Source organism: Streptomyces sp. NPDC042371 (assembly GCF_056437465.1).
Genome location: NZ_JBWKAP010000002.1, coordinates 235,127 through 258,839 on the forward strand (window position 1 = coordinate 235,127; position 23,713 = coordinate 258,839).

General features: G+C 72.1%; 19 protein-coding genes. 7 read left to right on the plus strand and 12 right to left on the minus strand.

Translation table 11 applies throughout. From position 1 onward, the window contains the following. The first annotated feature begins 5 nt into the window (after nucleotides 1–5). The 7 genes from narH to AC068B_RS06755 all read left to right on the plus strand — a co-directional run bounded on the left by narH (nucleotide 6) and on the right by AC068B_RS06755 (nucleotide 8,886). Nucleotides 6–1,538, plus strand: a complete 1,533-nt coding sequence (gene narH / locus AC068B_RS06725) for a nitrate reductase subunit beta (RefSeq protein WP_478669505.1) — start codon at nucleotides 6–8, stop codon at nucleotides 1,536–1,538. Then, entirely contained in the window at nucleotides 1,535–2,161 is a 627-nt protein-coding gene (gene narJ, locus AC068B_RS06730) for a nitrate reductase molybdenum cofactor assembly chaperone (protein ID WP_478669506.1), read from the plus strand. Before narH ends, narJ begins: the two co-directional genes overlap by 4 nt. Further along, entirely contained in the window at nucleotides 2,161–2,883 is a 723-nt protein-coding gene (gene narI, locus AC068B_RS06735; RefSeq protein WP_478669508.1) for a respiratory nitrate reductase subunit gamma, read from the plus strand. Before narJ ends, narI begins: the two co-directional genes overlap by 1 nt. Next, nucleotides 2,880–4,067 (plus strand): TIGR04053 family radical SAM/SPASM domain-containing protein, encoded by a 1,188-nt coding sequence (locus AC068B_RS06740; RefSeq protein WP_478669509.1) that lies wholly within the window; start codon nucleotides 2,880–2,882, stop codon nucleotides 4,065–4,067. The genes narI and AC068B_RS06740 overlap by 4 nt, the downstream gene beginning before the upstream one ends. Further along, a complete protein-coding gene (gene hemG / locus AC068B_RS06745; protein WP_478669510.1) occupies nucleotides 4,064–5,503 on the plus strand; it encodes a protoporphyrinogen oxidase in 1,440 nt (479 codons plus the stop codon). Before AC068B_RS06740 ends, hemG begins: the two co-directional genes overlap by 4 nt. A gap of 146 nt (nucleotides 5,504–5,649) precedes the next feature. After that, nucleotides 5,650–7,200, plus strand: a complete 1,551-nt coding sequence (locus AC068B_RS06750; RefSeq protein WP_478669512.1) for an alpha/beta hydrolase — start codon at nucleotides 5,650–5,652, stop codon at nucleotides 7,198–7,200. 117 nt (nucleotides 7,201–7,317) lie between these two features. Further along, a complete protein-coding gene (locus AC068B_RS06755) occupies nucleotides 7,318–8,886 on the plus strand; it encodes an alpha/beta hydrolase (RefSeq protein WP_478669513.1) in 1,569 nt (522 codons plus the stop codon). An 89-nt stretch (nucleotides 8,887–8,975) separates the two neighbouring features. On the opposite strand, the gene moeZ is transcribed toward AC068B_RS06755, so the two are convergent. The 12 genes from moeZ to AC068B_RS06815 form a co-directional block, all read right to left on the minus strand. Then, complete coding sequence (gene moeZ / locus AC068B_RS06760; protein ID WP_478669515.1) at nucleotides 8,976–10,154, minus strand: adenylyltransferase/sulfurtransferase MoeZ; 1,179 nt, start codon at nucleotides 10,152–10,154, stop codon at nucleotides 8,976–8,978. Between the two features lie 63 nt (nucleotides 10,155–10,217). Continuing rightward, a complete protein-coding gene (locus AC068B_RS06765) occupies nucleotides 10,218–10,967 on the minus strand; it encodes a spherulation-specific family 4 protein (RefSeq protein ID WP_478669516.1) in 750 nt (249 codons plus the stop codon). After that, nucleotides 10,955–11,914, minus strand: coding sequence for an NAD-dependent epimerase/dehydratase family protein (locus tag AC068B_RS06770; protein ID WP_306333045.1), 960 nt, complete (start codon nucleotides 11,912–11,914; stop codon nucleotides 10,955–10,957). Before AC068B_RS06770 ends, AC068B_RS06765 begins: the two co-directional genes overlap by 13 nt. A gap of 174 nt (nucleotides 11,915–12,088) precedes the next feature. Then, a complete protein-coding gene (locus AC068B_RS06775) occupies nucleotides 12,089–13,522 on the minus strand; it encodes a hypothetical protein (RefSeq protein WP_478669518.1) in 1,434 nt (477 codons plus the stop codon). Next, entirely contained in the window at nucleotides 13,519–15,270 is a 1,752-nt protein-coding gene (locus AC068B_RS06780) for a DUF3492 domain-containing protein (protein ID WP_478669519.1), read from the minus strand. Before AC068B_RS06780 ends, AC068B_RS06775 begins: the two co-directional genes overlap by 4 nt. 200 nt (nucleotides 15,271–15,470) lie before the next feature. After that, entirely contained in the window at nucleotides 15,471–17,081 is a 1,611-nt protein-coding gene (locus tag AC068B_RS06785) for a dipeptide ABC transporter ATP-binding protein (RefSeq protein WP_478669520.1), read from the minus strand. Continuing rightward, nucleotides 17,078–18,076, minus strand: coding sequence for an ABC transporter permease (locus tag AC068B_RS06790; protein WP_478669522.1), 999 nt, complete (start codon nucleotides 18,074–18,076; stop codon nucleotides 17,078–17,080). Before AC068B_RS06790 ends, AC068B_RS06785 begins: the two co-directional genes overlap by 4 nt. Then, nucleotides 18,073–19,008, minus strand: coding sequence for an ABC transporter permease (locus tag AC068B_RS06795; protein ID WP_478669523.1), 936 nt, complete (start codon nucleotides 19,006–19,008; stop codon nucleotides 18,073–18,075). Before AC068B_RS06795 ends, AC068B_RS06790 begins: the two co-directional genes overlap by 4 nt. Next, nucleotides 19,005–20,735 carry an ABC transporter substrate-binding protein gene (locus AC068B_RS06800; protein ID WP_478669524.1) on the minus strand — a complete coding sequence of 577 codons (1,731 nt, stop codon included), beginning with the start codon at nucleotides 20,733–20,735 and terminating at the stop codon, nucleotides 19,005–19,007. The genes AC068B_RS06795 and AC068B_RS06800 overlap by 4 nt, the downstream gene beginning before the upstream one ends. Before the next feature lie 183 nt (nucleotides 20,736–20,918). Continuing rightward, nucleotides 20,919–21,011, minus strand: a complete 93-nt coding sequence (locus tag AC068B_RS06805) for an Ms4533A family Cys-rich leader peptide (RefSeq protein ID WP_317987152.1) — start codon at nucleotides 21,009–21,011, stop codon at nucleotides 20,919–20,921. A 79-nt stretch (nucleotides 21,012–21,090) separates the two neighbouring features. Beyond that, nucleotides 21,091–22,515, minus strand: coding sequence for a DUF3152 domain-containing protein (locus AC068B_RS06810; RefSeq protein ID WP_478669526.1), 1,425 nt, complete (start codon nucleotides 22,513–22,515; stop codon nucleotides 21,091–21,093). 8 nt (nucleotides 22,516–22,523) lie between these two features. After that, on the minus strand, nucleotides 22,524–23,525 hold the full coding sequence (locus AC068B_RS06815) for an alpha/beta fold hydrolase (RefSeq protein ID WP_478669527.1): 1,002 nt from the start codon (nucleotides 23,523–23,525) through the stop codon (nucleotides 22,524–22,526). Nucleotides 23,526–23,713 lie beyond the last annotated feature (188 nt).

The following is a 23,713-nucleotide window of genomic DNA, read 5'->3' on the forward strand; positions in this document are numbered from 1 at the left end:
GCTGTATGGCACAAGTGGCGATGGTGATGAACCTCGACAAGTGCATCGGCTGCCACACCTGTTCGGTCACCTGCAAGCAGACCTGGACCAACAGGGCGGGCACCGAGTACGTCTGGTTCAACAACGTCGAGACGCTCCCCGGACAGGGCTATCCGCGCCGCTGGGAGGACCAGGAGCGGTGGAAGGGCGGCTGGGAGCGGACCAGGTCCGGGCGGCTCCGGCTGAGGGCCGGAGGGCGCCTCAAGCGGCTCGGCCAGATCTTCGCCAACCCCGAGCTGCCCGAGCTGTCGGACTACTACCAGCCCTGGACGTACGAGTACAAGAACCTCACCGACGCCCCGGCGGGCGACGACATGCCCGTCGCCAAGCCGGTCTCACAGGTGACGGGCGAGCCCATCGGCACCCTCGAATGGGGCCCCAACTGGGACGACAACCTCGGCGGCGCCCCGGAGCACGGCCCGAAGGACCCGCTGGTCGAGAAGGTCCGCGACGAGGTGGGCGAGAAGATCCGCTTCGAGTTCGAGCAGAGCTTCATGTTCTACCTGCCGCGGATCTGCGAGCACTGCCTCAACCCCGCGTGCGTCTCGTCGTGCCCCTCCGGAGCGATGTACAAGCGCGTGGAGGACGGCATCGTCCTCGTCGACCAGGACCAGTGCCGCGGCTGGCGGATGTGCGTGACCGGCTGCCCCTACAAGAAGGTCTACTTCAACCACTCCACCGGCAAGGCGGAGAAGTGCACCTTCTGCTTCCCGCGCGTGGAGGCCGGGATGCCGACCATCTGCTCGGAGACCTGCGTCGGGCGCATGCGCTACCTGGGCGTGATGCTGTACGACGCCGACAAGGTCGCCGAGGCCGCCGCCGTGGAGGACGAACAGGACCTCTACCCGGCGCAGTTGGAATGCTTCCTCGACCCGCACGACCCGGCGGTCGTGGCCGCCGCGCGCGCCTCGGGCATCGCCGACGAGTGGCTCGACGCGGCCCGCCGCTCTCCCGTGTACGACCTGATCAGGACGTACCAGGTGGCGCTGCCGCTGCATCCGGAGTACCGGACGATGCCGATGGTCTGGTACGTGCCGCCGCTGTCCCCGGTGGTCGAGGCGGTGGCCGCGGCGGGCCGCGACGGGGAGGACGCGGGCAACCTCTTCGGAGCGATCGACGCGATGCGGATCCCCGTGGAGTACCTCGCCGCGCTCCTCACCGCGGGCGACACCTACGCCGTGGAGGCGGTGCTGCGCCGGATGGCCGCCATGCGCGCCTACATGCGCCGCGTCAACCTCGGCCAGGAGCGCGACGAGTCCATCGCCTCGGCGGTCGGCCTCACCGGCCAGGAGATGGAGGACATGTTCCGGCTCCTGGCGATCGCCAAGTACGAGGACCGGTACGTGGTCCCGACCGCCGCCCGCGCCGACGCGGACGCCCTCGCAAAGACGCATCCCCTGAATGACGTGGCCGACGGCTGTCCGGTGGCCGACACCCCGGGCGGTGCCTCCGAAGAGCGCGTCCTGCTCAACCTCAGCCCCACCCGGAGGAGCGCATGACCCCCGACGCCGTCGTCCGGCTCGTCGCCGGGCGGCTCCTGCAGTACCCGGACGCGCAGTTGTACGCGGACCTGGACCTGCTCCACGAGGCGACCGGCCACCCGCAGCTGCGGGAATTCATCGCCCACGCGCGCGTGCGGCGCCCCCTGGACCTCGCCGCGCACTACACGGGCACCTTCGACACCCGCAACCGCCGCTGCCTGTACCTCACTTGGTGGTCGGACGGCGACACCCGCAACCGTGGACTCTCCCTGGTGCGCATCAAGCAGGTGTACCGCGAGCACGGCCTTGAGTTCGCCTCCGAAGAGCTGCCGGACTTCCTGCCGGTGCTCCTGGAGTTCGCCGCGCGCGAGGAGACCGCGGGCACCGCCCTCCTGGAGGAGCACCGGGCCGGACTCGAACTCCTGCGGCTCGCCGTCACCGACGCGGACACCCCCTACGCGCGCGTGCTGGAAGCGGTCTGCGGGACACTCCCGGGCCCCTCTCCGAAGACGCGTGCCGAGGCGAAGGCCCTCGCCCGCAGCGGGCCGCCCCGCGAGACCGTCGGACTCGAACCCTTCGGCCCCGGTGTGGACCTCCCCTGGCCCACCGTCCCCGCCGCCCAGGAAAGGACCCCGGCGTAATGGACCTCCTCCTGTGGGGTGTCATGCCCTATGCCGCCGTCACCCTGCTGATCGCGGGACTGGCCTGGCGGGCCCGCTACGACCGGTTCGGCTGGACCACGCACTCCTCGCAGCTGCAGGAGTCACGGCTGCTGCGCATCGGCTCGCCGCTCTTCCACTTCGGGATGGTGTTCGTGGTGCTCGGCCACGTCGTGGGTCTGGTGATCCCGGACAGCTGGACCGACGCGGTGGGCGTCAGCGACCACACGTACCACCTGATCGCGGTCTCCACCGGCGCCGTCGCGGGCGTCGCGGCCGCCGTCGGGATCGGCATCCTCGTGTACCGGCGCCTCAAGGTGCCCGCCGTCCGCAAAGCCACCCTCCGTAGTGACCACGTGATGTACACGGTGCTGCTCGGCGCCATGCTGCTCGGGCTCGTCGCGACCGTCCTGAACTCCTCCGGAGCGGTCGACTACAACTACCGCGAAGGCATCTCCGTCTGGTTCCGGAGCCTGTTCACGCTCCAGCCCGACTACCAGCTGATGGGCGCCGCGCCCCTCGCCTTCAAGCTGCACATCGTCTTCGGCTTCGCGCTGTTCGCGCTGATCCCCTTCTCACGGCTCGCCCACATCTTCAGCGCGCCCTTCAAGTACGTCTTCAGGCCGTACGTGGTCTACCGCAGCCGGGACCCGGAGCAGCTCGCGAACCGGCGGCCGAAGCCGGGCTGGGAGCGGGCCTCGTGAGCCGGGTCGTGCGGCGCCCGCGGCACGCCGTCGCCGAGCGCCCCTTCATCGTCATCTGGGAGGCCACGCGCGCGTGCCCGCTGGCCTGTCTGCACTGCAGGGCCGAGGCGCAGCCCGCGCGGGACCCGCACGAGCTGGACGGCGCGGACGCCCGCCGCCTCATGGACCAGATCGCCGCCTTCGGAAAGCCGAGCCCGCTCTTCGTGATCACGGGCGGCGACCCCTTCCAGCGCCCCGACCTCACCGACCTCGTCGCGTACGGAACGGCGCTCGGACTCCGCGTCGCCGTCGCCCCCTCTGGGACACCGACGCTGGACCGCGCGAACCTGGCCGCGGTGCGCGAGGCGGGCGCCGTCGCCCTGTCCCTGAGCGTCGACGGATCCACGGCCGAGCGGCACGACGCCTTCCGGGGCGTGGACGGCGTCTTCGAATGGACCCTCGACGGCTGGCGCACGGCCCGTGAACTCGGCCTGAAGGTGCAGATCAACACCACCGTCACCTGTAACAGCCTGGAAGACCTCGCGGACATCGCGGCCCTGGTGCGCAGGGAGGGCGCGATGCTGTGGAGCGGCTTCGTGCTCGTGCCGACGGGACGCGGCGAACAGCTCTCCTCGCTCACCCCCGACGAGGTCGAGGACGTCCTGCACTTCCTGTACGACACGGGCGCGGTGCTGGCCACCAAGACCACCGAGGGCCACCACTTCCGCCGCGTGGCACTCCAGCGCACGCTGCTGGAACGGCACGGGGAACAGCCCGAGTTGGGCCCCCTGTACGCACGCCTCACCGCACGCGCGCGGGTGCTCGGTCTGTACGACGGGGAGCGGCGTGCGGTGCGCAGGCCGCCCATGGACGTCGGCTCGGGGCGCGGCTTCGTCTTCGTGTCGCACACCGGAGAGGTCCATCCCAGCGGCTTCCTGCCGCTGTCGGCGGGGAACGTGAAGCACCATCCGCTGATCGACATCTACCGCGGCTCCGCCCTGTTCTCGACGTTGCGCGACCCCGCGCTGCTCGACGGCGCGTGCGGGCGCTGCGAGTTCAACACCGTGTGCGGAGGCTCCCGTTCGCGCGCGTACGGGGCGACGGGCCGGGTGCTCGCCGCCGATCCCTGGTGCGCGTACGAGCCGGGGAGCTTCCCCTACCAGGACGAGCTGCGGGAGCTGCTCACGGAAGGGAGCGCGGCATGACGCGTTCGGTGATCGTCGTCGGCGGGGGCATCAGCGGGCTGACCGCGGCCTGGCGGCTGCGCGGCGACACGGAGGTGACCGTTCTGGAGGGTGCCCCTCGCATCGGCGGCAAGCTGCGCACCGGCACCCTCGCGGGGGTCCCCGTCGACGAGGGCGCCGAGTCGCTGATGGCGCTGCGTCCGGAAGCCGTGCGCCTCGCGCAGGAGGTCGGCCTCGGCGACGCGCTGTGCGACCCGGCCCCCGCGCCCACCACCCTGTGGTCGAACGGCGCGCTGCGCCCGCTGCCGCCCGGCCACGTCATGGGCGTCCCCACCGAACCCGACGCGCTGCCGGGCACGGGGCTGCTGTCCGACGAGGGGGCGGCCCGGCTGCGCCACGAGGACACGCTGCCCGCGGAGCCGGTGGCCGATGACGTGTCGGTGGCCGAGTACCTGGGCGGCCGGATCGGCCAGGAAGCCGTCGACCGGCTCGTGGAACCGCTGCTCGGCGGGGTCTACGCGGGCCGCCCCGACCGGCTCTCGCTACGGGCCGCGCTGCCGCGCGTGGCCGCGATCGCGGAGCGCGGGGAGCCCCTCCTTGCGGCCCTGCGCCGGATGCGTACGCCCGGCGGCGGGGCCTCCCCGCGCGCGGGCGCCCCGCGGACCGTCCCCGTCCAGGGGCTGCGCGGCGGCACCGGGCGCCTTCCGCTCGCCGTCGCCGAGGCGAGCGGCGCCCGGGTGCTCACCGGCACGCGCGCGCGTGAGCTGCAGCGCACCACGGCAGGACGGTGGCGGGTCCTCGCCGTCACGGGCGACGGTCCTCTCCTCCTGGAGGCGGACGCGGTGGTCCTCGCCGTGCCCGCGTACGAGGCCGCGGAGCTGCTGCGGCCGCACGCGCCGCTCGCCGACGCCGACCTCGGCGCGATCCAGCACGCAAGCACCGCCGTGGTGACCCTGGCGTTCCCGCGGGCGCAGGCGCTCACCCGGGCGGATGGCAGCGGGCCCGGCCACGGCCCCGGGGACGCGTTTCCCGAGGGCAACGGCTTCCTGGTGCCCGCCGTCGACGGCCGCACCCTCAAGGCCGCCACGTTCCTCAGCAACAAGTGGCGGTGGCAGCGCGAGGCGGCGCCCGACGTCTTCCTGCTGCGCACCTCGATCGGCCGGGTCGCCGAGGAGCACCGGCTCGCCGTCCCCGACCGCCATCTGGTCCGCAGCTCGGTCATCGAGCTGCACCAGGCCCTGGGCTCCATCGGCGAGCCCGTCGCGGCCCGCGTCACCCGCTGGGAGCGCGGCCTCCCGCAGTACGGCGTCGGGCACATCGAGCGCGTCGCCCGCGTCCGCGAGGCCGTGGGCAAGCTGCCGGGGCTCGCGCTGTGCGGCGCCGCGTACGAGGGCGTGGGCGTCGCCGCGTGCGTGGCGACGGGGACGGCCGCGGCCCAGCGGATCGCCGAAGGCTGACGCGGGGTCGGATGGGGCCGCCCCCAAGGGATCCCCACCCACAAGGACCCCGCCCCTCTCCTCCGCGCCCGCACCAAGTGGCCGATTCCTCACCCACACGGACCGCGCCCCGAGCGCCCCGTCAGGACCCGCCGCAGGATGGGCACATGCCCACACAGTCCAAGCCGCGCGCGACCGCTCTGGCCGCCGCCACCCTGCTCCTGTCCGCCACCCTCGCGGGGTGCGGCGGCAGCGACGACTCCAAGGACGAGGATCTGTCGGCTCAGAAGCTGAGCTGGAAGGACTGCCCCGCGCCCGACGCCGCGGAGGGCGGCGGCGACGCCCCGTCCCCGCTGCCCGGCGGCGCCGAGTGGCAGTGCGCCACGATGAAGGCTCCCCTCGACTGGGCGAAGCCCAAGGGCGACACGGTCGACATCGCATTGATCAAGGCGGCCACGAGCGGCGACAAGGGCGACCGCATCGGCTCGCTCGTCTTCAACTTCGGCGGTCCCGGCGGCTCGGGCGTCACCACGCTGCCCGCCTTCGGAGAGGACTACGCCAAGCTGCGCACCCGCTACGACCTGGTGAGTTTCGACCCGCGCGGCGTCGGCCGCAGCGCGGGCATCAAGTGCGAGGACGACTCCGACCTCGACACGTACTTCCAGCAGGACTCCACGCCCGACGACGACGCCGAACAGCAGAAGCTCCTCGACAACGTGCGGAGTTTCAACAACGGCTGCGACAAGAACGCGGGCAAGACCCTCCCGCACGTCCGCACCACCGACGCGGCCCGCGACATGGACCTGATGCGCCAGGTCCTGGGCGACGACAAGCTGCACTACTTCGGCATCTCCTACGGCACGGAACTCGGCGGCGTCTACGCACACTTGTTCCCCAAGAAGGTGGGACGGGCCGTCTTCGACGCCGTCGTCGACCCCACAGAGACCGCCGAACAGGGCTCACTCGGCCAGGCGAAGGGGTTCCAGCTCGCGCTCGACAACTTCGCGAAGGACTGCACGTCACAGATGGCGGACTGCCCGGTCGGCGACACCGAGCAGGACGTCAAGGACCGGATCGCGAAGCTGCTGAAGGACCTGGACGGCAAGCCGATCCGCGGCCTCCCGCCGCGCGAGCTGACACAGACCGCCGCCACCAACGGCATCGCGCAGTCCCTGTACTCCAAGGACTTCTGGCCCTACCTCACCCAGGGCCTCGAAGAGGCCTACGACGGCGACGGCAAGGTCCTGATGGCACTCTCCGACTCGATGAACGGGCGCAACGAGGACGGCGAGTACAGCAACATCCAGTCCGCCAACGTCTCGATCAACTGCGCGGACGACAAGGCGCGTTACGACGCGGAGTTCGTGGAGAAGAGGCTCCCCGAGTTCCGCAAGGCCTCTCCCCTGTTCGGCGACTACCTCGCGTGGGGCATGGTCGGCTGCACCGACTGGGCGGTCCAGGGCCAGGCCGACCACCCCGACGTGAGCGCCGAGGGCGCGCCGCCCATCGTCGTCATCGGCAACACCGGCGACCCGGCCACGCCGTACGAGGGCGCCCGCAAGATGGCGGACGAGCTCGGCAAGGGCGTCGGCGTCGAGCTGACGTACAAGGGCCAGGGGCACGGGGCGTACGACAGCAAGAACAAGTGCGTACGCGGTGCGGTGGACGGCTACCTGCTGGCAGGGACGACCCCGAAGGCGGGCACGGTCTGCTCCTGACCTGCACCGTCCTGCGACCCGGCGCCGGGTCGGGTCCACCCGTGAGGGCCCGACCCGGCGCTGTCGTTGATCCCACCTAATATGGCCTGACTGTCTTCCGAGGGGGGAAGCGCCTCTATGCAGCGTTTCGTACGGTCCGCGGCCCTGGCCGCAGCAGGAGTGCTGGTGGCGGGCCTGGCCGCCGGTTGCGGTTCGTCCGACGACGGGGACGGGAGCGACGGGAAGAACCCCTCGGCGACCGCTCCCGAGCCGAAGCCCAAGCCCGACCCCTCATCGACCCTGCCCGCCTCGCTGACCTCCCAGAAGCTGGACTGGACCGGCTGCAAGGCGCCCGAGGGCGGCAGCGCCCCGGGCGCCGAGTGGCAGTGCTCGACGCTGAAGGTCCCCCTCGACTACGGCAAGCCGGGCGGCGAGACCATCGGGGTCGCCCTGATCCGCGCCAAGAGCACGGGCAAGGGCGACCGGATCGGTTCCCTCCTCTTCAACTTCGGCGGCCCTGGCGGCTCGGGCGTCTCCGGCCTCCCCTCCTTCGCCGACTCGTACGACTCGCTGCGCGGGCGGTACGACCTGGTGAGCTTCGACCCGCGCGGGGTCGCGGGCAGCGAGGGCGTGCGCTGCCGGGACGACGGTGCGACGCAGGCCGCCGAGAAGAAGATCGACCTCACGCCGGACACCGCGGCCGAGGAGAAGGCGTACTTCAAGGACGCGGCCGACTTCGGCGCGGGCTGCGCACAGGCCTCGAAGAAGCTCATCGGGCACATCTCGACGGCCGACGCCGCCCGTGACATGGACGTCCTGCGCCAGGTCCTCGGCGACGACAAGCTGCACTACTTCGGCGTCTCGTACGGCACCGAACTCGGCGGCACGTACGCCCACTTGTTCCCCCGGCGCGTCGGCCGCCTGGTGTTCGACGCGGTCGTCGACCCGAGCGCGGACTCGATCGGCCACGCGGAGAACCAGGCGCGGGGCTTCCAGCGCGCCCTCGACAACTACTTCAAGTCCCGCGGCGAGGACCCCGAGGCGGGCGCCGCGAAGATAGAGAAGCTGTTCGAGCGCCTGGACGCCGAGCCGATGCGCACGTCGAGCGACCGGAAGCTGACGGAGTCCCTCGCGCACACCGGAATCCTGGTCACCCTCTACAGCAAGCAGACCTGGCCCTCCCTGACCCGCGGCCTGGAGGACGCCGAGAAGGGCGACGGCTCGGCGCTGCTCCAGCTCGCCGACGCCTACAACGAACGCGATGCCTCGGGGCGCTACAGCACACAGAGCCACTCGCAGCGGGCGATCTCCTGCCTGGACGCCAAGGCGCGGACCACTCCGGCGGAGGCCAAGCGGCGCCTGGACCGGTTCCGCGGGATATCGCCGGTGTTCGGGGAGTTCCTGGGCTGGGACACGGCGGGCTGGTGCCACGAGTGGCCGGTGGCCGGTCTGCACGAGTCCCCCGAGGTGAGCGCGCCCGGCGCCGCCCCGATCCTCGTCGTCGGCAACACCGGCGACCCGGCCACGCCCTACGAGGGCGCCCGCAAGATGGCGGACGAGCTCGGCAAGGGCGTCGGCGTCCATCTGACCTGGAAGGGCGAGGGCCACGGGGCGTACGGCAACGGCAGCTCCTGTGTCGACGGCACGGTCGACACGTACCTGCTGGACGGCAAGGCCCCGAAGGACGGCAAGGTCTGCTCGTCCTGAGGCTCCGGACGCGGAGAAGGCCCGCACCTCGGAGGTGCGGGCCTTCTCCGTTCGTACGCCATGTCCAGCAGACGTGCTGGACGCTACGTCTAGTAGATCGGCTTGTCGGGCTCGATCTGGTTGACCCAGCCGATCACGCCGCCGCCCACGTGCACCGCGTCCGCGAAGCCCGCGGACTTCAGCACCGCGAGGACTTCCGCACTGCGGACACCCGTCTTGCAGTGCAAGACGATCTTCTTGTCCTGCGGGAGGTCCTGGAGGGCGTTGCCCATGAGGAACTCGTTCTTCGGGATCAGCTTGGCGCCGGGGATCGAGACGATCTCGTACTCGTTGACCTCGCGGACGTCGATGATCTCGATGCTCTCGCCGTCGTCGATCCACTCCTTGAGCTGCTTGGGAGTGATCGTCGAACCGGCCGCCGCCTCCTGGGCCTCCTCGGACACGACGCCGCAGAAGGCCTCGTAGTCGATGAGCTCGGTGACGGTGGGGTTCTCGCCGCAGACCGCGCAGTCGGGGTCCTTGCGGACCTTGACCTGGCGGTACTGCATCTCCAGGGCGTCGTAGATCATCAGGCGGCCGACGAGCGCGTCGCCCGTGCCCGTGAGGACCTTGATCGCCTCGGTGACCTGGATGGAGCCGATCGACGCGCACAGCACGCCGAGCACGCCGCCCTCGGCGCAGGAGGGGACCATGCCGGGCGGCGGGGGCTCCGGGTAGAGGCAGCGGTAGCACGGGCCGTGCTCGCTCCAGAAGACGGACGCCTGGCCGTCGAAGCGGTAGATGGAACCCCACACGTACGGCTTGTTGAGCAGCACGCACGCGTCGTTGACCAGGTAACGGGTCGCGAAGTTGTCGGTGCCGTCGACGATCAGGTCGTACTGGCTGAAGATGTCCATCACGTTGTCGGCCTCGAGCCGCTCTTTGTGGAGGATCACGTTCACGTACGGGTTGATGCCGAGGACCGAGTCCTTCGCGGACTCCGCCTTGGAGCGGCCGATGTCCGCCTGGCTGTGGATGATCTGCCGCTGGAGGTTGGACTCGTCGACCTCGTCGAACTCGACGATGCCGAGCGTGCCGACACCCGCCGCGGCCAGGTACATCAGCGCCGGCGACCCGAGGCCGCCGGCGCCGACACACAGCACCTTGGCGTTCTTCAGCCGCTTCTGCCCGTCCATCCCGACGTCAGGGATGATCAGGTGGCGGGAGTACCTGCGAACCTCATCGACGGTGAGCTCGGATGCGGGCTCGACCAGGGGTGGCAGCGACACGGGGACTCCGTTGGTCGGTAATGCGGAACGGTTGTTCTGCAAGTAACACTGCCACGCCCTTCTTCATTCCGAGACACCCGTTCCGATGCGCGAGACGATTTCGTCCCAGTAGCCGGGCATGGACTCCCAGGGGTCACCCACGCCACCCCCGTCCACACGGTCCGTGAAGTAGATCGTCGAGGCGCCCTGCCAGCGGGCGATGCGCAGCGCCTCGTCCAGATGCCCGCGCGGCATGCCGTGCACGAAGTGGCAGAAGCGCTCGGGCGGGTAGTCCGCGGTCCACTCGGCAACCTGCGACCAGCGGTAATCGCTCCACGGGCCCGTGAAGGTCACCAACTGGTCGCCCGTCTCGGCATAGCCGGGGTACGGATGGGTGCCGTGCCCGAGCACGATGTGCGCGTCGCCGACCAGGGCCCGCAGGGTCGTCACCGTCCTGCGCACCTCCGGGAGCGCGGCCCGCTCGGTCGGACAGCGGTCCAGGGAGAAGCCGTCGACCTGGTACCAGTCGAGATAGCGGTGCGCGTCGGAGATCAGCTCCCCGAAGGCGCGTGCTCCGTACGTCGTGTCGAGGTGCCCGAGCACCCGGATGCCCGCGTTCCGCAGCCGTCCCGCCGCCTCCAGGCAGTGCGGGTCAGGACGCTCCCCTGGACCATTGGCGACATTCAGGACAACCCACTTCAATGGGATGCCGGGGCGGGTGAGTTCGGACCATTCGACGGGAGCGACGAGGGGGTGGGCGAAGCCCGGGATGCCGAAGCCGATCCGTACCTCGGTGCTCGCGGTACCCCTCGTGGTCCTGGTCAGATGCGGCATGCGGCCTCCATCCAGATATCGGCCAGTGACTCTTCGAGATTGATGCGGGGCCGCCAGCCGAGCCGGTCCCGCGCCGTGCGGACATCGGCCTGCTGCCAGCTCCCGCAGCCGTCCGGGTAGGGGTACGCGGCCGCGGCCGGTCCCCCGTGCTCGGATTCGCCGCGGGGGTGGCCGATGGATGCCCGCACGGGCACCTGGTCGAGTTCGTGCAACGCGCCGCCGTACCCCGCGACGCGGGCCAGGACGGCGGCCGCGTCACGTAGTCGTACGGCGCGACCGGCGCCGATGTTCACGACACCCTGGGCCGCGGAGAGCGAGGCGGCGTGCACGGCGCGCGCCACGTCGCGTACGTCCACGAAGTCCCGCTGCACGCCGAGCCCCCCGAGCTTCAGCTCGCCGTCCCCCGCCTGCATCGCGCGCCGCATGGCCTCCGCGAGCCGCCCGAGCGGCGACCCGGCGGGCGTGCCGGGTCCGGCAGGCGAGAAGACGCGCAGGACGACGGCGTCGAGCCCGGAGCCGAGCACCAGTTCCGTGGCCGCCAGCTTGCTGACGCCGTAGGGCCCGCCGGGCCGCGGCACCGCGTCCTCGGCCGTCGACGAGCCCGGCTGGCTCGGCCCGTACTCCGCGCCGCAGCCGAGCTGCACGAGGCGCGCCCCGCAGCCGCTGCGCCGCAGGGCTTCGCAGATGGTGGCGACGGCGACGGTGTTGTGCCGGGTGAGGTCGCGGGCACCGCCCCGGGTGGCCCCGGCGCAGTTGATGACGACGCCCGGGTGGACGGCGTCCAGGAAACGGGTGAGCGCGCCGGGGCTTCCACTGGCGAGGTCGAACCGTACGTCCGAGTCGTCGCCGCGGCCGAGCGCGGTGAGCTGCACGGCCGGGTCGGCCAGCAGCCGGTCGGCGACGAACCGGCCGAGGTATCCGTTGGCTCCGATCAGCAGCACCCTCATCGGGGGCCTCCCGGGGTGGCCGCTCGGCGGCGGAGACGGCTGCGGGTGGTCATCTGTGTTTCTCCTTCGGGAAGTTGCCGTGGTGCACGGGATGAGCCCGCGGTGTCGGCCCCGCGGGAGAGTGGTCCTGGCGGTCTGCGGGGCGTCGGTTCACGCGTCGGTTCACCTGTCCGTTCACGGCGCATCACGGGAACCGGCGTGGGCCGAGGCCAGGGTCAGGGTCCTGGCCGCGTGGACGAGGAGGACGAGGGCGGCGCCGCCGCACGCGGTGGCCGGGACGACGCCCGGGCCCCATGCGTCGACGGCGGCCGTGACGGGGGCGGCGAGCGCGTCGCAGCCCGGCAGCCGGGCGGCGAACACCAGGGCCAGGGCGGCCGCTTCGCAGGCACCGGCGGCGCCGAGCAGCAGGGCGGGGGCGCGGGTGAAGCCGTAGACGCCGAGGAGCCGCGCGAGCAGGAGCAGCGCGCCGAGCCCGGCGGCCCCGGCCATCGCGGGTGTGCCGTGACCGGGGCCCGCGCCCGTGTCGCGCAGCAGCGCGTGCACCCCCGCGAGCAGCGATCCGAGCGCGCCAAGGAACAGCGCGAAGGCGCCGAAGAGCAACGGCCTTACGGAGGAGGCGAATTCATCGAGTCCGCGGCTCGCGGCGAGGCGTCCACCGGACCGCACCGCGAAGAGGCGGGCGCACCAGATCGCGGGCGCGACGGCGAGGGAGAGCCCGAGGAGCGCGGCGACCGCCGGGTCCCAGAGGTCGCCGGGACCGTCCGGGCCGCCCGCGACGGCGCCGTCCAACAGGCCGTCGCCGAGCAGGGCGTACGCAAGGAGCCAGCACACCCACGCGCGCGTGGCAGGCGTCGGGCGGGTGACGGCGCGCAGCGGACCGTACCGCAGGGCGATGCGCAGGGCCACGGCGACGGCGAGTGCGCCGCCGAGCGCGGCCACGAGCCGCAGGTGGCCCTCGGTGAGGGCGAGTCCCGCGACGGCGGCCGCGCACATGGCGCCGGGCAGCAGCGCGAACAGGGCCCAGCCGGAGGGGACTTGTCGCGACGAAGAAGTCACGGGGCGTACGGCGAGCGACGGCACGCGTCCGCCGGGGAGCCCGGGCACGCGCGCGTACATCTCCTCGGCCAGTGCGAACACGTCCCGGTGCCGGAAGCGCGCGGCGGCCCGGTCGGTGACGCCGTGTGCCTCCAGGCCTGCCGCGATCTCCAGCGGGTCGACGGCACGCTCGCACAGCTCCCGGTGCCGGTGCATGAGGGCCTTCACGGGGTCGGCGGCGCCGCGCCGAGGGGGCCTGGCGCGGGCGGCGACGCGGGCGAGCGGCGACCGGGTTCCGGCGCCGCGCCTGCCCCTGCCGCGCGCGTCCCAGCCGCTGTCGCCGTCCTCGTCGCCGCGCTCGCCCTCGCCGAAGGCGGGGGCGGACACGCCGTCGCCGAGCGGAGCCGCAGCGGCCCCGTGCAGCGCGGGCAGTCCGGGCAGCCCGTGCAGCAGCTCCTCCGACCGGGAGTCCCAGGCGCTCGCGCCCGCCGGAGCACGCGGCGCGTCCACGGCGCCGGACGGGTCCGCGCTCTCGTGTCCCTCTATCCGGCTCGTCCGGCTCGTCCGGCTCATACGGCAGCCCCCTTCAACTGATCCCGCACCTCGACGCCTCCGGGCGCCGGGGCCTCCTCCGGCACGGCCCAGCTCGGCACCCCGCACTCGGCCGCCCCCGGCTCCACCCCGGCCGCGGGCCCCACCGCGACCGCCCAGCGACCCGGGACGTACGCCTCGGCCGGGTGCGCGAACGGCACCGGTTCGCCCGCCTCGTCCACCGCGTCCCTGCGGACGGGGCAGTGCGAGACGATCTCCAGGTAGATGCTTCGAAATGCCTCGATGTTCTGCTCGACGGTGAAGAGTTCGAGCGCGCGGGCCCGCGCCGCCGCGCCGAGGCGCGCGCACCGCTCGGGGTCGCGCAGGAGCGCCGTGCACGCCTCCGCGAGCGCCCGTGGATTGCGCGGCGGCACGACGAGCCCCGTGCCGCCGATGACCTCCACCACCGCGCCGACGTCCGTGGAGACGGTCGCGCGTCCGCAGAACATGGCCTCGACCAGACTGATCGGGAAGCCTTCGACGACGCTGGACAGGACGACGACGCCCGCGGAGGCGTACGCGTCGGCGAGGCCGGGCACGTCGGGCCCGCCGATCTCCTCGAAGGAGACGGGGTTGTCGCCGACGGCGTGCGCGCCCGCCGCCTCGTCCGGGAAGAGCTGCGCGGCGAGGGCCCTGCAGTGCGCGAGGTAGGCCTGGGCCTCGGGCCCCTCGGCGGGCGCCCCGACGATCCGCAGCCGCGCCCCCGGCACCTCCTCACGGATCTCCGCGAAGGCGTGCAGCAGCGAGATCAGGTCCTTGGCGGGCTCGACGCGGCCGACCCACAGGAGCGTGTCGGGGGCGTCGGCGAATTCGTCGTAGCCCCCTTCGCCGATCTCCGCGAAGCGGTCGGCCTCCATGCCCGGGTGGACCGTGCGCAGCTTGGCGCGGTCGGCGCCGCAGCGCTCCTGCCAGCGCCTTGCGTGGGTGTTGCCGGGGGTCACGACCGTGGCCGCGCGGTACACCTCCGCGGTGAGCAGGCCGTGGAAGGAGGCGAGCAGCGCCCGCGCGGGGGCGCTCAGGTCGGTGCCGCCCGCGGCGAGGTAGTGCGCGCGCAGTTGCACGCCGTACTCGGTGACGAGCAGCGGCACCCCCGCGAAGTGCTTCGCCAGCAGCCCGGGGAGGGCCGCGGGCCCGCCGGATGTGGCGTGGCACAGGTCGACGGCGCCGAGCCCGTCGGACTCGTACCAGTCGAGGGAGAGCGGCCGCAGCGCCCGCTCGATCAGGCCGACGGCGGCGAGCAGGTCGGGGACGCGTGCGGCGTGGGCGACCCGCAGTGCGCCGGGTGCGTGGCAGGCGCTCTCCAGGGCGCGGACGGCGGACTCGGAGCGGAGCGCGCCGACCAGGCCGCCTTCGTCGCGGGCGAGTTCGGCGAGCCCGTACAGAGCGTTGCCGAAACGGTCCGCCACTTCGTCGCGACCGCCCCGGCACACCACGTCCGCAAGCTCTCCGAAGCACTCGGCGAACCGCCGCCGGGCCCGCCGTCCGCGCCCGCCACGGGGGCCCGCGGCACAGAGCGCCTCGTCGTCGACGGTCCAGAGCGGCGCCGTGCGCACCCGGGCGACCTGGGGCGGCAGCTCGACCCAGCCCTGCGCCTCCTGCCGCTCGCTGCGGCTGAGTGCGTAGATGTCGAACTCGTGCTGCCCGAGCCCGCGTACGAGCCGGTCGCACCAGAGCCTCGCCTCACCGCTCACATACGGATAGCCACCCTCCGTAAGCAGTCCGACGCGCACGAGCGCACCCCCGATCTCCCGTTCGGTGAGCCGCCGTTGGCCGGCGGCTCGCAGCGGGACGAACGTAAGCGGTCATGCAGGTGGCGCGACGGACGGTTGTCCATCGCGCCACCAAAAGGGGTGAACGGCAGTAACTTTCCTGCGCCGGTAGCGTTCTGTCGCGCTATAGCAGTTCAGGAGCCTTTTTTCGTCACCGAGAGTCAGGCTGCGGCCAGCTCCTCGCGGGCCGTCCGCCGCCGCGCCGCGGCCTCCGGGTCGAGCGCGGGCACGGCCGCGAGCAGCCGCTTCGTGTACGGATCCCGTGGCGCCCCGTACACCTCCGCCACCGAGCCCTGCTCGACGATCCGCCCCTGCCGCATCACGGCGACCCGGTCGCTGACCTGGCGCACCACGGCGAGGTCGTGCGCGACGAAGACCAGCGCGAGCCCCAGCTCGCGCTGCAACTCGGCGAGCAGCCCGACGACTTGCGCCTGGGTCGTCACATCGAGCGCCGACACCGGTTCGTCGCACACGATGAGGCGCGGCTCGGCCGCGAGCGCCCGCGCGATGCCGACGCGCTGGCGCTGTCCGCCGCTGAACTCGTGCGGGTAGCGGTCGTAGTGCGCCGGTTCGAGGCCGACGCGTTCGAGGAGTTCGCGCGCCCGCCCCCGTACGAAGGAGTCGCTCTCGCCCCGCGCGCGCAGCGGGTCGGCGATGGACTCGCCGACGGAACGCCGTGGGTTGAGCGAGGAAACCGGGTCCTGGAAGACCATCTGCACACCGGGCGACACCTGCCCGCCGGGCTGCTCCACACCCCCGTGGAGGAGCTGCCCGGCGGTCGGCGGCAGGAGGCCGACCAGCATGCGCCCCAGTGTGGTCTTGCCGCTGCCGCTCTCCCCGACCACACCGAGGGTCTCCCCTCGGCGGACGGTGAGCGAGACGTCATCGACCGCGGTGACCGCGCGCTTCCCGCGCCCGAACTCCCGCCGGAGGCCGACGGCTTCGAGCACGACGTCTCCCGGCTCCCCGGCGGACGGCACCAGCGGCGAGTCCACCCGCGGCACGGCCTTGAGGAGCTCCTGCGTGTACGCCTCCCGTGGCGCCCCCAGGACCTCCCGCACCGCGCCGCGCTCCACCGCGCGCCCGTTCCGCATGACCAGGACCTCGTCGACGCTCTCCGCCGCGACGCCCACGTCGTGGGTGACGAGGAGGAGCCCCATGCCCGTCTCGGTCCGCAGCGTGTGCAGCAGGTCGAGGATCTGGGCCTGGACGGTGACGTCGAGCGCGGTGGTCGGCTCGTCGGCGACGAGCAGTGCGGGCTCGCACGCCAACGCCATGGCGATGAGCGTGCGCTGGCGCATGCCGCCGCTGAACTCGTGCGGACGGGAGCGGGAGCGGCGGGCCGCGTCGGGGATGCCGACCCGGACGAGCACCTCCACGGCACGCGCGCGTGCCGCCCGCCGGGAGGCTCCGGTGTGCACGCGGTACACCTCGGCGATCTGGTCGCCGACCGCGTAGTACGGGTCGAGCGAGGAGAGCGGGTCCTGGAAGACCATCGCGGCCCTGCCGCCGCGCAGCCCCCGCAGTTCGGGTTCGGAGGCCGCCCCCACGTCGACGCCGTCGACCAGCACCGTCCCTTCGACGTGCGCGCCCGTGCCCCGGTGGAGGCCGAGCAGCGCGGACGCCACGGTGGACTTGCCGGAGCCGGACTCGCCGACGAGGGCGAGCGCGCCGCCCTTCTCCAGCGTGAAGGAGAGGCCGTCCACGGCCCGGACGGCACCGGCGCCGGATCCGAACTCGACGCTCAGGTCCTCGACTCGGACGAGACTCATGACAGCACCACCCGTCGGTCGGCCACCGCGTACAGGACGTCCGCGACGGCATTGGCGAGCACCACGAAGAAGCCGGTGACCATCACCATGCCGACCACCACCGGCAGGTCGACGACCTTGACCGCGTGCACGAGTTCACGCCCGATGCCGGGCAGGCCGAACAGCGTCTCGCTGAGCACCGCACCGCCGAACATCGACCCGAAGTCGTTGGCGGTCAGCGCGATGACGGGCGCGACGGCGCCGCGCAGCGCGTGCTTCCCGATGATCGACCGCTCCCCCACGCCGTACGCGCGAAAGGTCCGCACATGGTCGTCGGCGAGGGTCTCCAGCATCGAGGAGCGGGTCAGGCGCGCGTACTTGGCGGCCTCGATCAGGGCGAGCGAGAGCCAGGGCAGGAGCAGGTTCCACGCCCACTGCGTCGGATCGTCCGCGAAGTTCACGTACTGCGGGAAGGGCAGCCACTGCAGCTGACCGCAGACCACGATCATCAGGAGCAGGCCGATCACGAAGACGGGCGTGGCGGTGCCCGCGAGCGTGACGGCGGTCAGCACGCGCTCGCTGAGCCGCCCGCGCCGCCAGGCGGAGAGCACGCCCGTGCCCACCCCGAGGAGGAGCCAGAGCACCATGGCGCCCAGCGCGAGCGATCCGGTGACCGGCAGCTTCGCGGTGATCAGCGCGGTGACCTGCTGGTCGCTCTGGTAGGAGATCCCAAGGCAGGGCGCGTCGCAGTGCTCGGTGCCGGTGCCCGTCGAGTAGTCGTGGCCGACGAAGATGCCCTGCAGGAAGTCCCAGTAGCGGACGTACAGCGGGTCGTCGAGTCGCAACTGCTCGGCGACCTGCTGCACTTGGGCGGGGGAACAGCGCGGGCCGCAGGTGATCTGGGCGACGTTGCCAGGCGCGGCGTAGAACACCACGTAGATGATCACGGAGATGGCGAGGAGCGTGACGGCGGCGCCGAACAGGCGCCGCAGCAGGAATCCGGGGAAGCCGCTCATGCTCGTGCCTCCCGCTTCCGGCCCGTCCCGATCCGCAGCCGCGAGGCGGCCCGCGGATCGAGCGCCGAGCGCACGCCGTCGCCGAGGACGGTGAGCGCGAGCACGGTCAGGAACAGCGCGCCCGCCGGGTACAGCAGGTACTGCGGCGCGGCCTGGTACCAGACGTCCGCGGCCGTGAGCATCTGCCCCCACGACGCGGTGGGCGGCTTCACGCCCACGCCGAGGAAGGACAGCGCGGCCTCGACCGTGATGTTCACGGGGACGAGCAGCGCCGCGTAGGTGATGACGGGCGCGGCGAGCGCGGGCAGCAGTTCACGGCGGGCGATCCGCACGGAGCCCCAGCCGCTGAGCCGCGCGGCGGCCACGTGGTCGAGCTCCTTGAGCGTGACGGTCTGCGCGCGCACGATCTTGGCCATGTTGCCCCAGGCGACGAGGCCGATGACGAGGGCGACGAGCACGGGCCGAGGGAAGGTGCTGGGCACGACCGCCATCAGCGCCAGCGCGAGGACCATGAGCGGCAGGGCCACGATGACGTCGGTGGCCCTGCTGAGCACCTGGTCGACCCAGCGGCTGCCGAACCCGGCGGCGATCCCGACCGCGACACCGATGACCACCTGCACGACGGTCGCGGCGAGCGCGACGCCGAGCGACACCCGCGCCCCGTACACGAGCCGCGCGAAGAGGTCGCGCCCGGTCTGCGGCTCGACGCCGAGCCAGTGGTCCCCGCTGATCCCGCCGAACGGGCCGACCGGCACGCCGCCGCGCGCCGAGTCGATGAGGTCCGGGTGGTACGAGGTGGGGTCCTGCCCCTCCAGGGCGGTGAGCAGCGGCGCCGCGAGCGCCACGAGGACGAGCAGCGCGACGACGCCCGCCGCCACGAGGGCGGCGCGCTGTTCGCGCAGCCGCCCCCAGAAGACCGAGCGGACCGTCACGACGACTTCACCGCGACCTGGGAGACGTCCAGGACGCCGGTCCAGTCACTGATGACGACGTTCTTGACGTCCTTGCCGTACAGCCGCTTGTAGACGGGGTGGAACAGCGGCACGGTCAGCGCCTGCTCGCCGACCTTCTTGTCGAGGGCGCCCCAGCGCTCGGCGGCGGCCTTGAGGTCGGTCAGCTTGTTGATCTCGTCGATCTCGTCGTTGACGGACTTGTCGTCGAGGAAGCCGGAGTTGAAGTTGGCGCCGTCCTTGACGATCTGCCGACCGTCGAAGATCGGGGCGAGGAAGGGCCCGCCGGAGGGCCAGTCGGCGCCCCAGTGGGCGAGGAAGAGGCCCGGCTCGTCCTTGGCGCTGTGGACCTTGTCCCGGTAGTCGTTGTCCTCGAGGCCCTGCAGCTTGACGGTGATCCCGGCCTTCTTGAGCGCGTCCTGGACCGCGGTGGCGATCTCGGGGCTGGTCTCGAAGTCCTTGGCGTTGGAGTGCGTGAGCGTGATGGTGAGCCCGTCCTTGTGACCGGCCTCCTTCAGGAGCTCCTTGGCCTTCTTCGCGTTGCCGGACGGGCCCGCGGGGAAGTGGTCGTACTTCGTGTATCCGAAGGACTTCTGGTTCGGCAGGTACGTGGTGGCGGGCTCGGCGAGCGAGGAGCCGCCCGCGGCGTTGACGACCGAGGAGCGGTCCACGGCGTAGGAGATGGCCTGGCGCACCTTGGGGTCGTCGAACGGCTTCACCTTCGGGTTGAAGGCGAGGTAGTTCGTGTAGCCGAAGTGTCCGGTGCCGACGTGCGAGGCCAGCTCCTTGTCGCCGGTGACCTTGGCGAGCTCGGCCGGGCCGAGGTTGGTGTCGGTCGTGACGGCGGCGGCGTCGGCGCCCTGGCTCGCGGAGAGCCGCTGGTTGATGACGGACGAGTCGAGCCCGGACCGTACGTCGATGACGTCCGGGTAGGCCTTGCGCTCCGGGTCGTTCTTCGCGGACCAGTGCGGGTTGCGCTCCAGACGGACCCGCTCCCCGTCGTTCTCGTTCTTGACGACCTTGTAGGGCCCGGACGAGACCGGGTGCTCCTCGTACTTCGTGCCCTTGTCCTTGCTCTTCGGGACGGGCGTGAACTGCGTCTGGGTCGCCAGGTAGGGGAACTCGCCCTCGGGCTTGTTCAGATGGAAGACGATGGTCCGCTCGTCGGGCGTCTCGATGGACGCCAGCCCCTTGCCGCTCTTGTCCTTGTAGGGACCCTGGTACTTGTCGCCGCCGATGAGCCAGTCCCTCAAGTAGGGCGCGCCACCGCTGAGTTCGGCGGCGAAGGACCGCTCGATGCCGTACTTCACGTCCGCCGAGGTGATCGCCGAACCGTCCTCGTACTTGACGCCCTTCTTCAGGGTGTACGTCCACACGGTGGCGTTCTTGCTCGGCTTGCCCAGGTCCGTCGCGAGGTCGGGGACGACCTCGGTGCCCTTGGCGCCGTCCTCGCGGTTGCGGGTGGTCAGCGTGCGGAAGACGAGGCTCGGCACGTTGCCGCCGCCGGAGGTGTACAGCCGCGCGGGGTCGAAGTCGGTCTGCGGGTCGCGGTTGAGGACGGTGAGCGTGCCGCCCTCGGCGGGCTTGCCGTCGCCGCCGCTCCCGGCGCCGCCGTCCTTCGGGCCCGCGCAGGCGACGGCGCCCGAGGCCAGGACCAGGCTGACGGATGCCGCTGCCACGCGGCGGGCTATGACGGACGATTGACGCATCGGAAGAAGGCCTCTCGGGGGTCGCCGCGGAAAGGCGGCGGGTCAACAGGAAACGAGCGGGGATGAAACAGAGCTCGCCCCGGAGAAGGCGCGGAAACGCAGCGGAAAAGAGCTACGGACAGCCGACAGCGGCCGAAGAGGGCCTGGGCTGGGAAGAGAGCGACGCACTCGCCGGGGCGGGCGTCAGCAACAGTGGATGTCGGCCACGCAGAGCGCGGTCACGCCGAAGAGCGCCAGCTCAATGGCGGCGCTCGAAGGGGCGTGACTGTTCGACATGCGGAGAAATATGAACGAACTTCCGACAAATGTCAAAGCGGCGGCCGGGGACGCGGCTCCCGCCCCCTGCCGGTCCGCATCAACTCTTCGGGAAGGCCCAGGGGTTGGCCTTGCACTTGATCCCGTCGTGCTCCAGGAACTTCGTCTGCTGCTGCATGACGGGCGCGAGGTCGCCGCTCTTCTTGCAGTCCGTGTGATTGAAGCCGAGCCGGTGACCGACCTCGTGGTTGATCAGCATCTGCCGGTACGGATAAATGGCATTGCCGAACTTCTTCTTGACCGCGTCGCCGTAGGTGGGCGCGCCCTGTGCCCATCGATAGGCATTGATCATCACGCGGTCCGTCGCCGCGGAATCGCACGACACGTTGTCCTGGGTCGTGTCGAGACCGGATTTCGCGCACCAGACGCCGGTCGTCCCCGGGCTGGCGAGCGTAATGACGAAATCGGGCTTCCCCGACGATATTCGCTCGAAGGTGCGGCCGCCGCCGTGGGCCCAACTCCGTTTGTCGTTCAGGGTCTTCTGCACGGCCTGCGCGAAGAGCTTCCCGTCCAGGCCGAGCCCCTTCTCCACGTCGACGCGGTAGCGGAACTTCTGCCCGCGGCCGGGCGCCTTCTCGAAGCCGGGCATCGCGTCGAAGTCGCCGGACGCCTTGAGCTTCGCGTCCAGCGGGTACTTCTCGCCCATCTTCTCTTCGTACGTCGCCGGGGCCGCTTCCTGCTCGTCGGCGGGGGTGGGGCGGCGGTCCGAGCGGGAGGCGGGATCCTCGGTATCACGTGCGCCGCCCGGGGCGGCGTGGGTCTGCGGGCCCGAGTCCTTGGACCCGCCGGCCACCTGCCCCGCCACGACGACCGCGAGCACGGTGGTCACGGCGGCGGCCGCGATGCCGGTGAAGGTGCGGCTGCGGCCGCCCTTCTTGCCGTCGCCGTCCTGGCCGTCGGCTAGGTCGCCGTCTCCATCGCCGTCACCGTCGCCGTCGCTGCCGTCGGAAAGGTCGCTGTTCTTGTCGTCGGGCCGGGGCTCGGCGGCCTCGTCCCAGGCGGTGACGGAGGCGTACGGGTCGCGGGGAGCCTGCGGCTGCGCGCCCGGCTCGGGGCCGCCGCCGTCCGGGAAGGCGGCCACGTAGTCCTGGCGGGGACCCGGAAAGCCGGGGCCGCTCCCGATCCGGGGCCCGCCACCGGTGCCGGTGACATCGCCCCAGCCGCCGCCGGGCTCCCGCTGCTCGGGGTGCCCGCCACGGACGTGCGGCGCACCGTGGTGCGGCGTCTGCCGGGGCACGCCGTGCGCGGGGGTGCCGTGCGCGGGAGTGCCGTGCGCAGGGGTGCCATGCGCAGGCGTTCCCTCGACCGCCCTGCCGTCCGCCGCCCTGCCGTCCGCCCCGCGAGCGCGTCTGCGACGACCGGTGCCGGGCCCCGGCTGCGGGCCCACGCCCTGCGACTTCGGTATGCCCGAGGTGCTGGTGTTGTCAGTCGTGTCTGCCGGACCCCGGCGGCTGTGCCGTCCCACGCCCCGCCTCAGCTCCCCGAACCCACGCGCGCGCCACCAGGGCCCGCGGTACTCGACTCGCCCGTGTCGACGAGCAGTTCACGGAAGCCGGTGGCGACGGTCTCGGGATACTCCATCATCGCCACGTGCCCCGCGTCGGGCAGCGTGAGCAGCCGCGAGTCGCGGAACGCGGCGGCCGCCCTGCGCGCCATGCGGTAGGAGACGAGCAGATCGCGCCCTCCGTAGACGAGGAGGGTCGGGGCGAGCACGCGCTCGGCCTGCCGCCACAGTCCGTGCTGGCCGCCCAGCGTGTAGGCGTTCACTATGCCGCGCGCCGAGCGGGCCATCGCGTCCCAGAAGTAGGGGAGCTGGAGCCTGCGCTCCATCTCGTGGACCGCCGCCGTGAACCCCTCCGGCGTGACCTTGCCCGGGTCGCCGTAACAGAGCCCCATGACGCCGCGCACCCGCTGCTCGGCCGTCCACTCCCTGGTGAGCCGGGTGAAGAGGGCGGCGACGCCCGGCACCGCGAGCAGCCCGGTCGGCACCGCGGTGCGCTGCACCCGCAGCTCCGGCAGGGCGGGCGAGACCAGGGTCAACGTACGGACCAGGTCGGGGCGGACCGCGGCGACGCGCGTGGTGACGGCGCCGCCCATGGAGTTCCCGAAGAGGTGGACGGGGCCGCGGCCGCTCGCGTCGAGGTAGCGGATGACCGCGCGGGCGTGACCCGTGACGGAGTAGTCCCCGTCGTCCGGTGGTGGGGAGTCCCCGAACCCCGGCAGGTCGAGCGCCTCGCAGTCGACGATGTCCGCCAGCAGCGGCATCAGGGCCGACCAGTTCTGCGAGGACCCGCCGAGCCCGTGCACGTACAGCGCGGGTGGCAGTCCTGGACCGGTCGAGGGCCGGGAGCGCACGGTCAGCGAGAGCCCTGGCAGCGCCACGGAGTCGAGCCGCTCGCCGTCCGCGACCGCCACGGCACCCGGCTTGGGCGCGACGGCGGAGGCCAGCAGGCTCGGCAGCTCGGTCGAAGACATGCGGCAATGTTACGAGACGATCACGCGGTAGTTCACGTGTTCGCCGTCACAGGTTGTGCTCAGATCGCGTAGCGCCTCACGCGTGTCTCTTCTACGCTCGAATCACCTGGGACAACTTGCAGAGAGAGCCACGAACCGTCATGGAATGAGGGAGTACGGGGCACTCGCATCACCAAGCCACCCAGTAC

Excerpts from the sequence above, each read along its gene's own strand:
- narH (WP_478669505.1), top strand. The coding sequence starts at position 6 with ATGGCACAAGTGGCGATGGTGATGAACCTCGACAAGTGCATCGGCTGC.
- narJ (WP_478669506.1), top strand. The coding sequence starts at position 1,535 with ATGACCCCCGACGCCGTCGTCCGGCTCGTCGCCGGGCGGCTCCTGCAG.
- narI (WP_478669508.1), top strand. The coding sequence starts at position 2,161 with ATGGACCTCCTCCTGTGGGGTGTCATGCCCTATGCCGCCGTCACCCTG.
- hemG (WP_478669510.1), top strand. The coding sequence starts at position 4,064 with ATGACGCGTTCGGTGATCGTCGTCGGCGGGGGCATCAGCGGGCTGACC.
- AC068B_RS06750 (WP_478669512.1), top strand. The coding sequence starts at position 5,650 with ATGCCCACACAGTCCAAGCCGCGCGCGACCGCTCTGGCCGCCGCCACC.
- AC068B_RS06755 (WP_478669513.1), top strand. The coding sequence starts at position 7,318 with ATGCAGCGTTTCGTACGGTCCGCGGCCCTGGCCGCAGCAGGAGTGCTG.
- AC068B_RS06765 (WP_478669516.1), bottom strand. The coding sequence starts at position 10,967 with ATGCCGCATCTGACCAGGACCACGAGGGGTACCGCGAGCACCGAGGTA.
- AC068B_RS06770 (WP_306333045.1), bottom strand. The coding sequence starts at position 11,914 with ATGAGGGTGCTGCTGATCGGAGCCAACGGATACCTCGGCCGGTTCGTC.
- AC068B_RS06775 (WP_478669518.1), bottom strand. The coding sequence starts at position 13,522 with ATGAGCCGGACGAGCCGGACGAGCCGGATAGAGGGACACGAGAGCGCG.
- AC068B_RS06785 (WP_478669520.1), bottom strand. The coding sequence starts at position 17,081 with ATGAGTCTCGTCCGAGTCGAGGACCTGAGCGTCGAGTTCGGATCCGGC.
- AC068B_RS06790 (WP_478669522.1), bottom strand. The coding sequence starts at position 18,076 with ATGAGCGGCTTCCCCGGATTCCTGCTGCGGCGCCTGTTCGGCGCCGCC.
- AC068B_RS06800 (WP_478669524.1), bottom strand. The coding sequence starts at position 20,735 with ATGCGTCAATCGTCCGTCATAGCCCGCCGCGTGGCAGCGGCATCCGTC.
- AC068B_RS06805 (WP_317987152.1), bottom strand. The coding sequence starts at position 21,011 with ATGTCGAACAGTCACGCCCCTTCGAGCGCCGCCATTGAGCTGGCGCTC.
- AC068B_RS06815 (WP_478669527.1), bottom strand. The coding sequence starts at position 23,525 with ATGTCTTCGACCGAGCTGCCGAGCCTGCTGGCCTCCGCCGTCGCGCCC.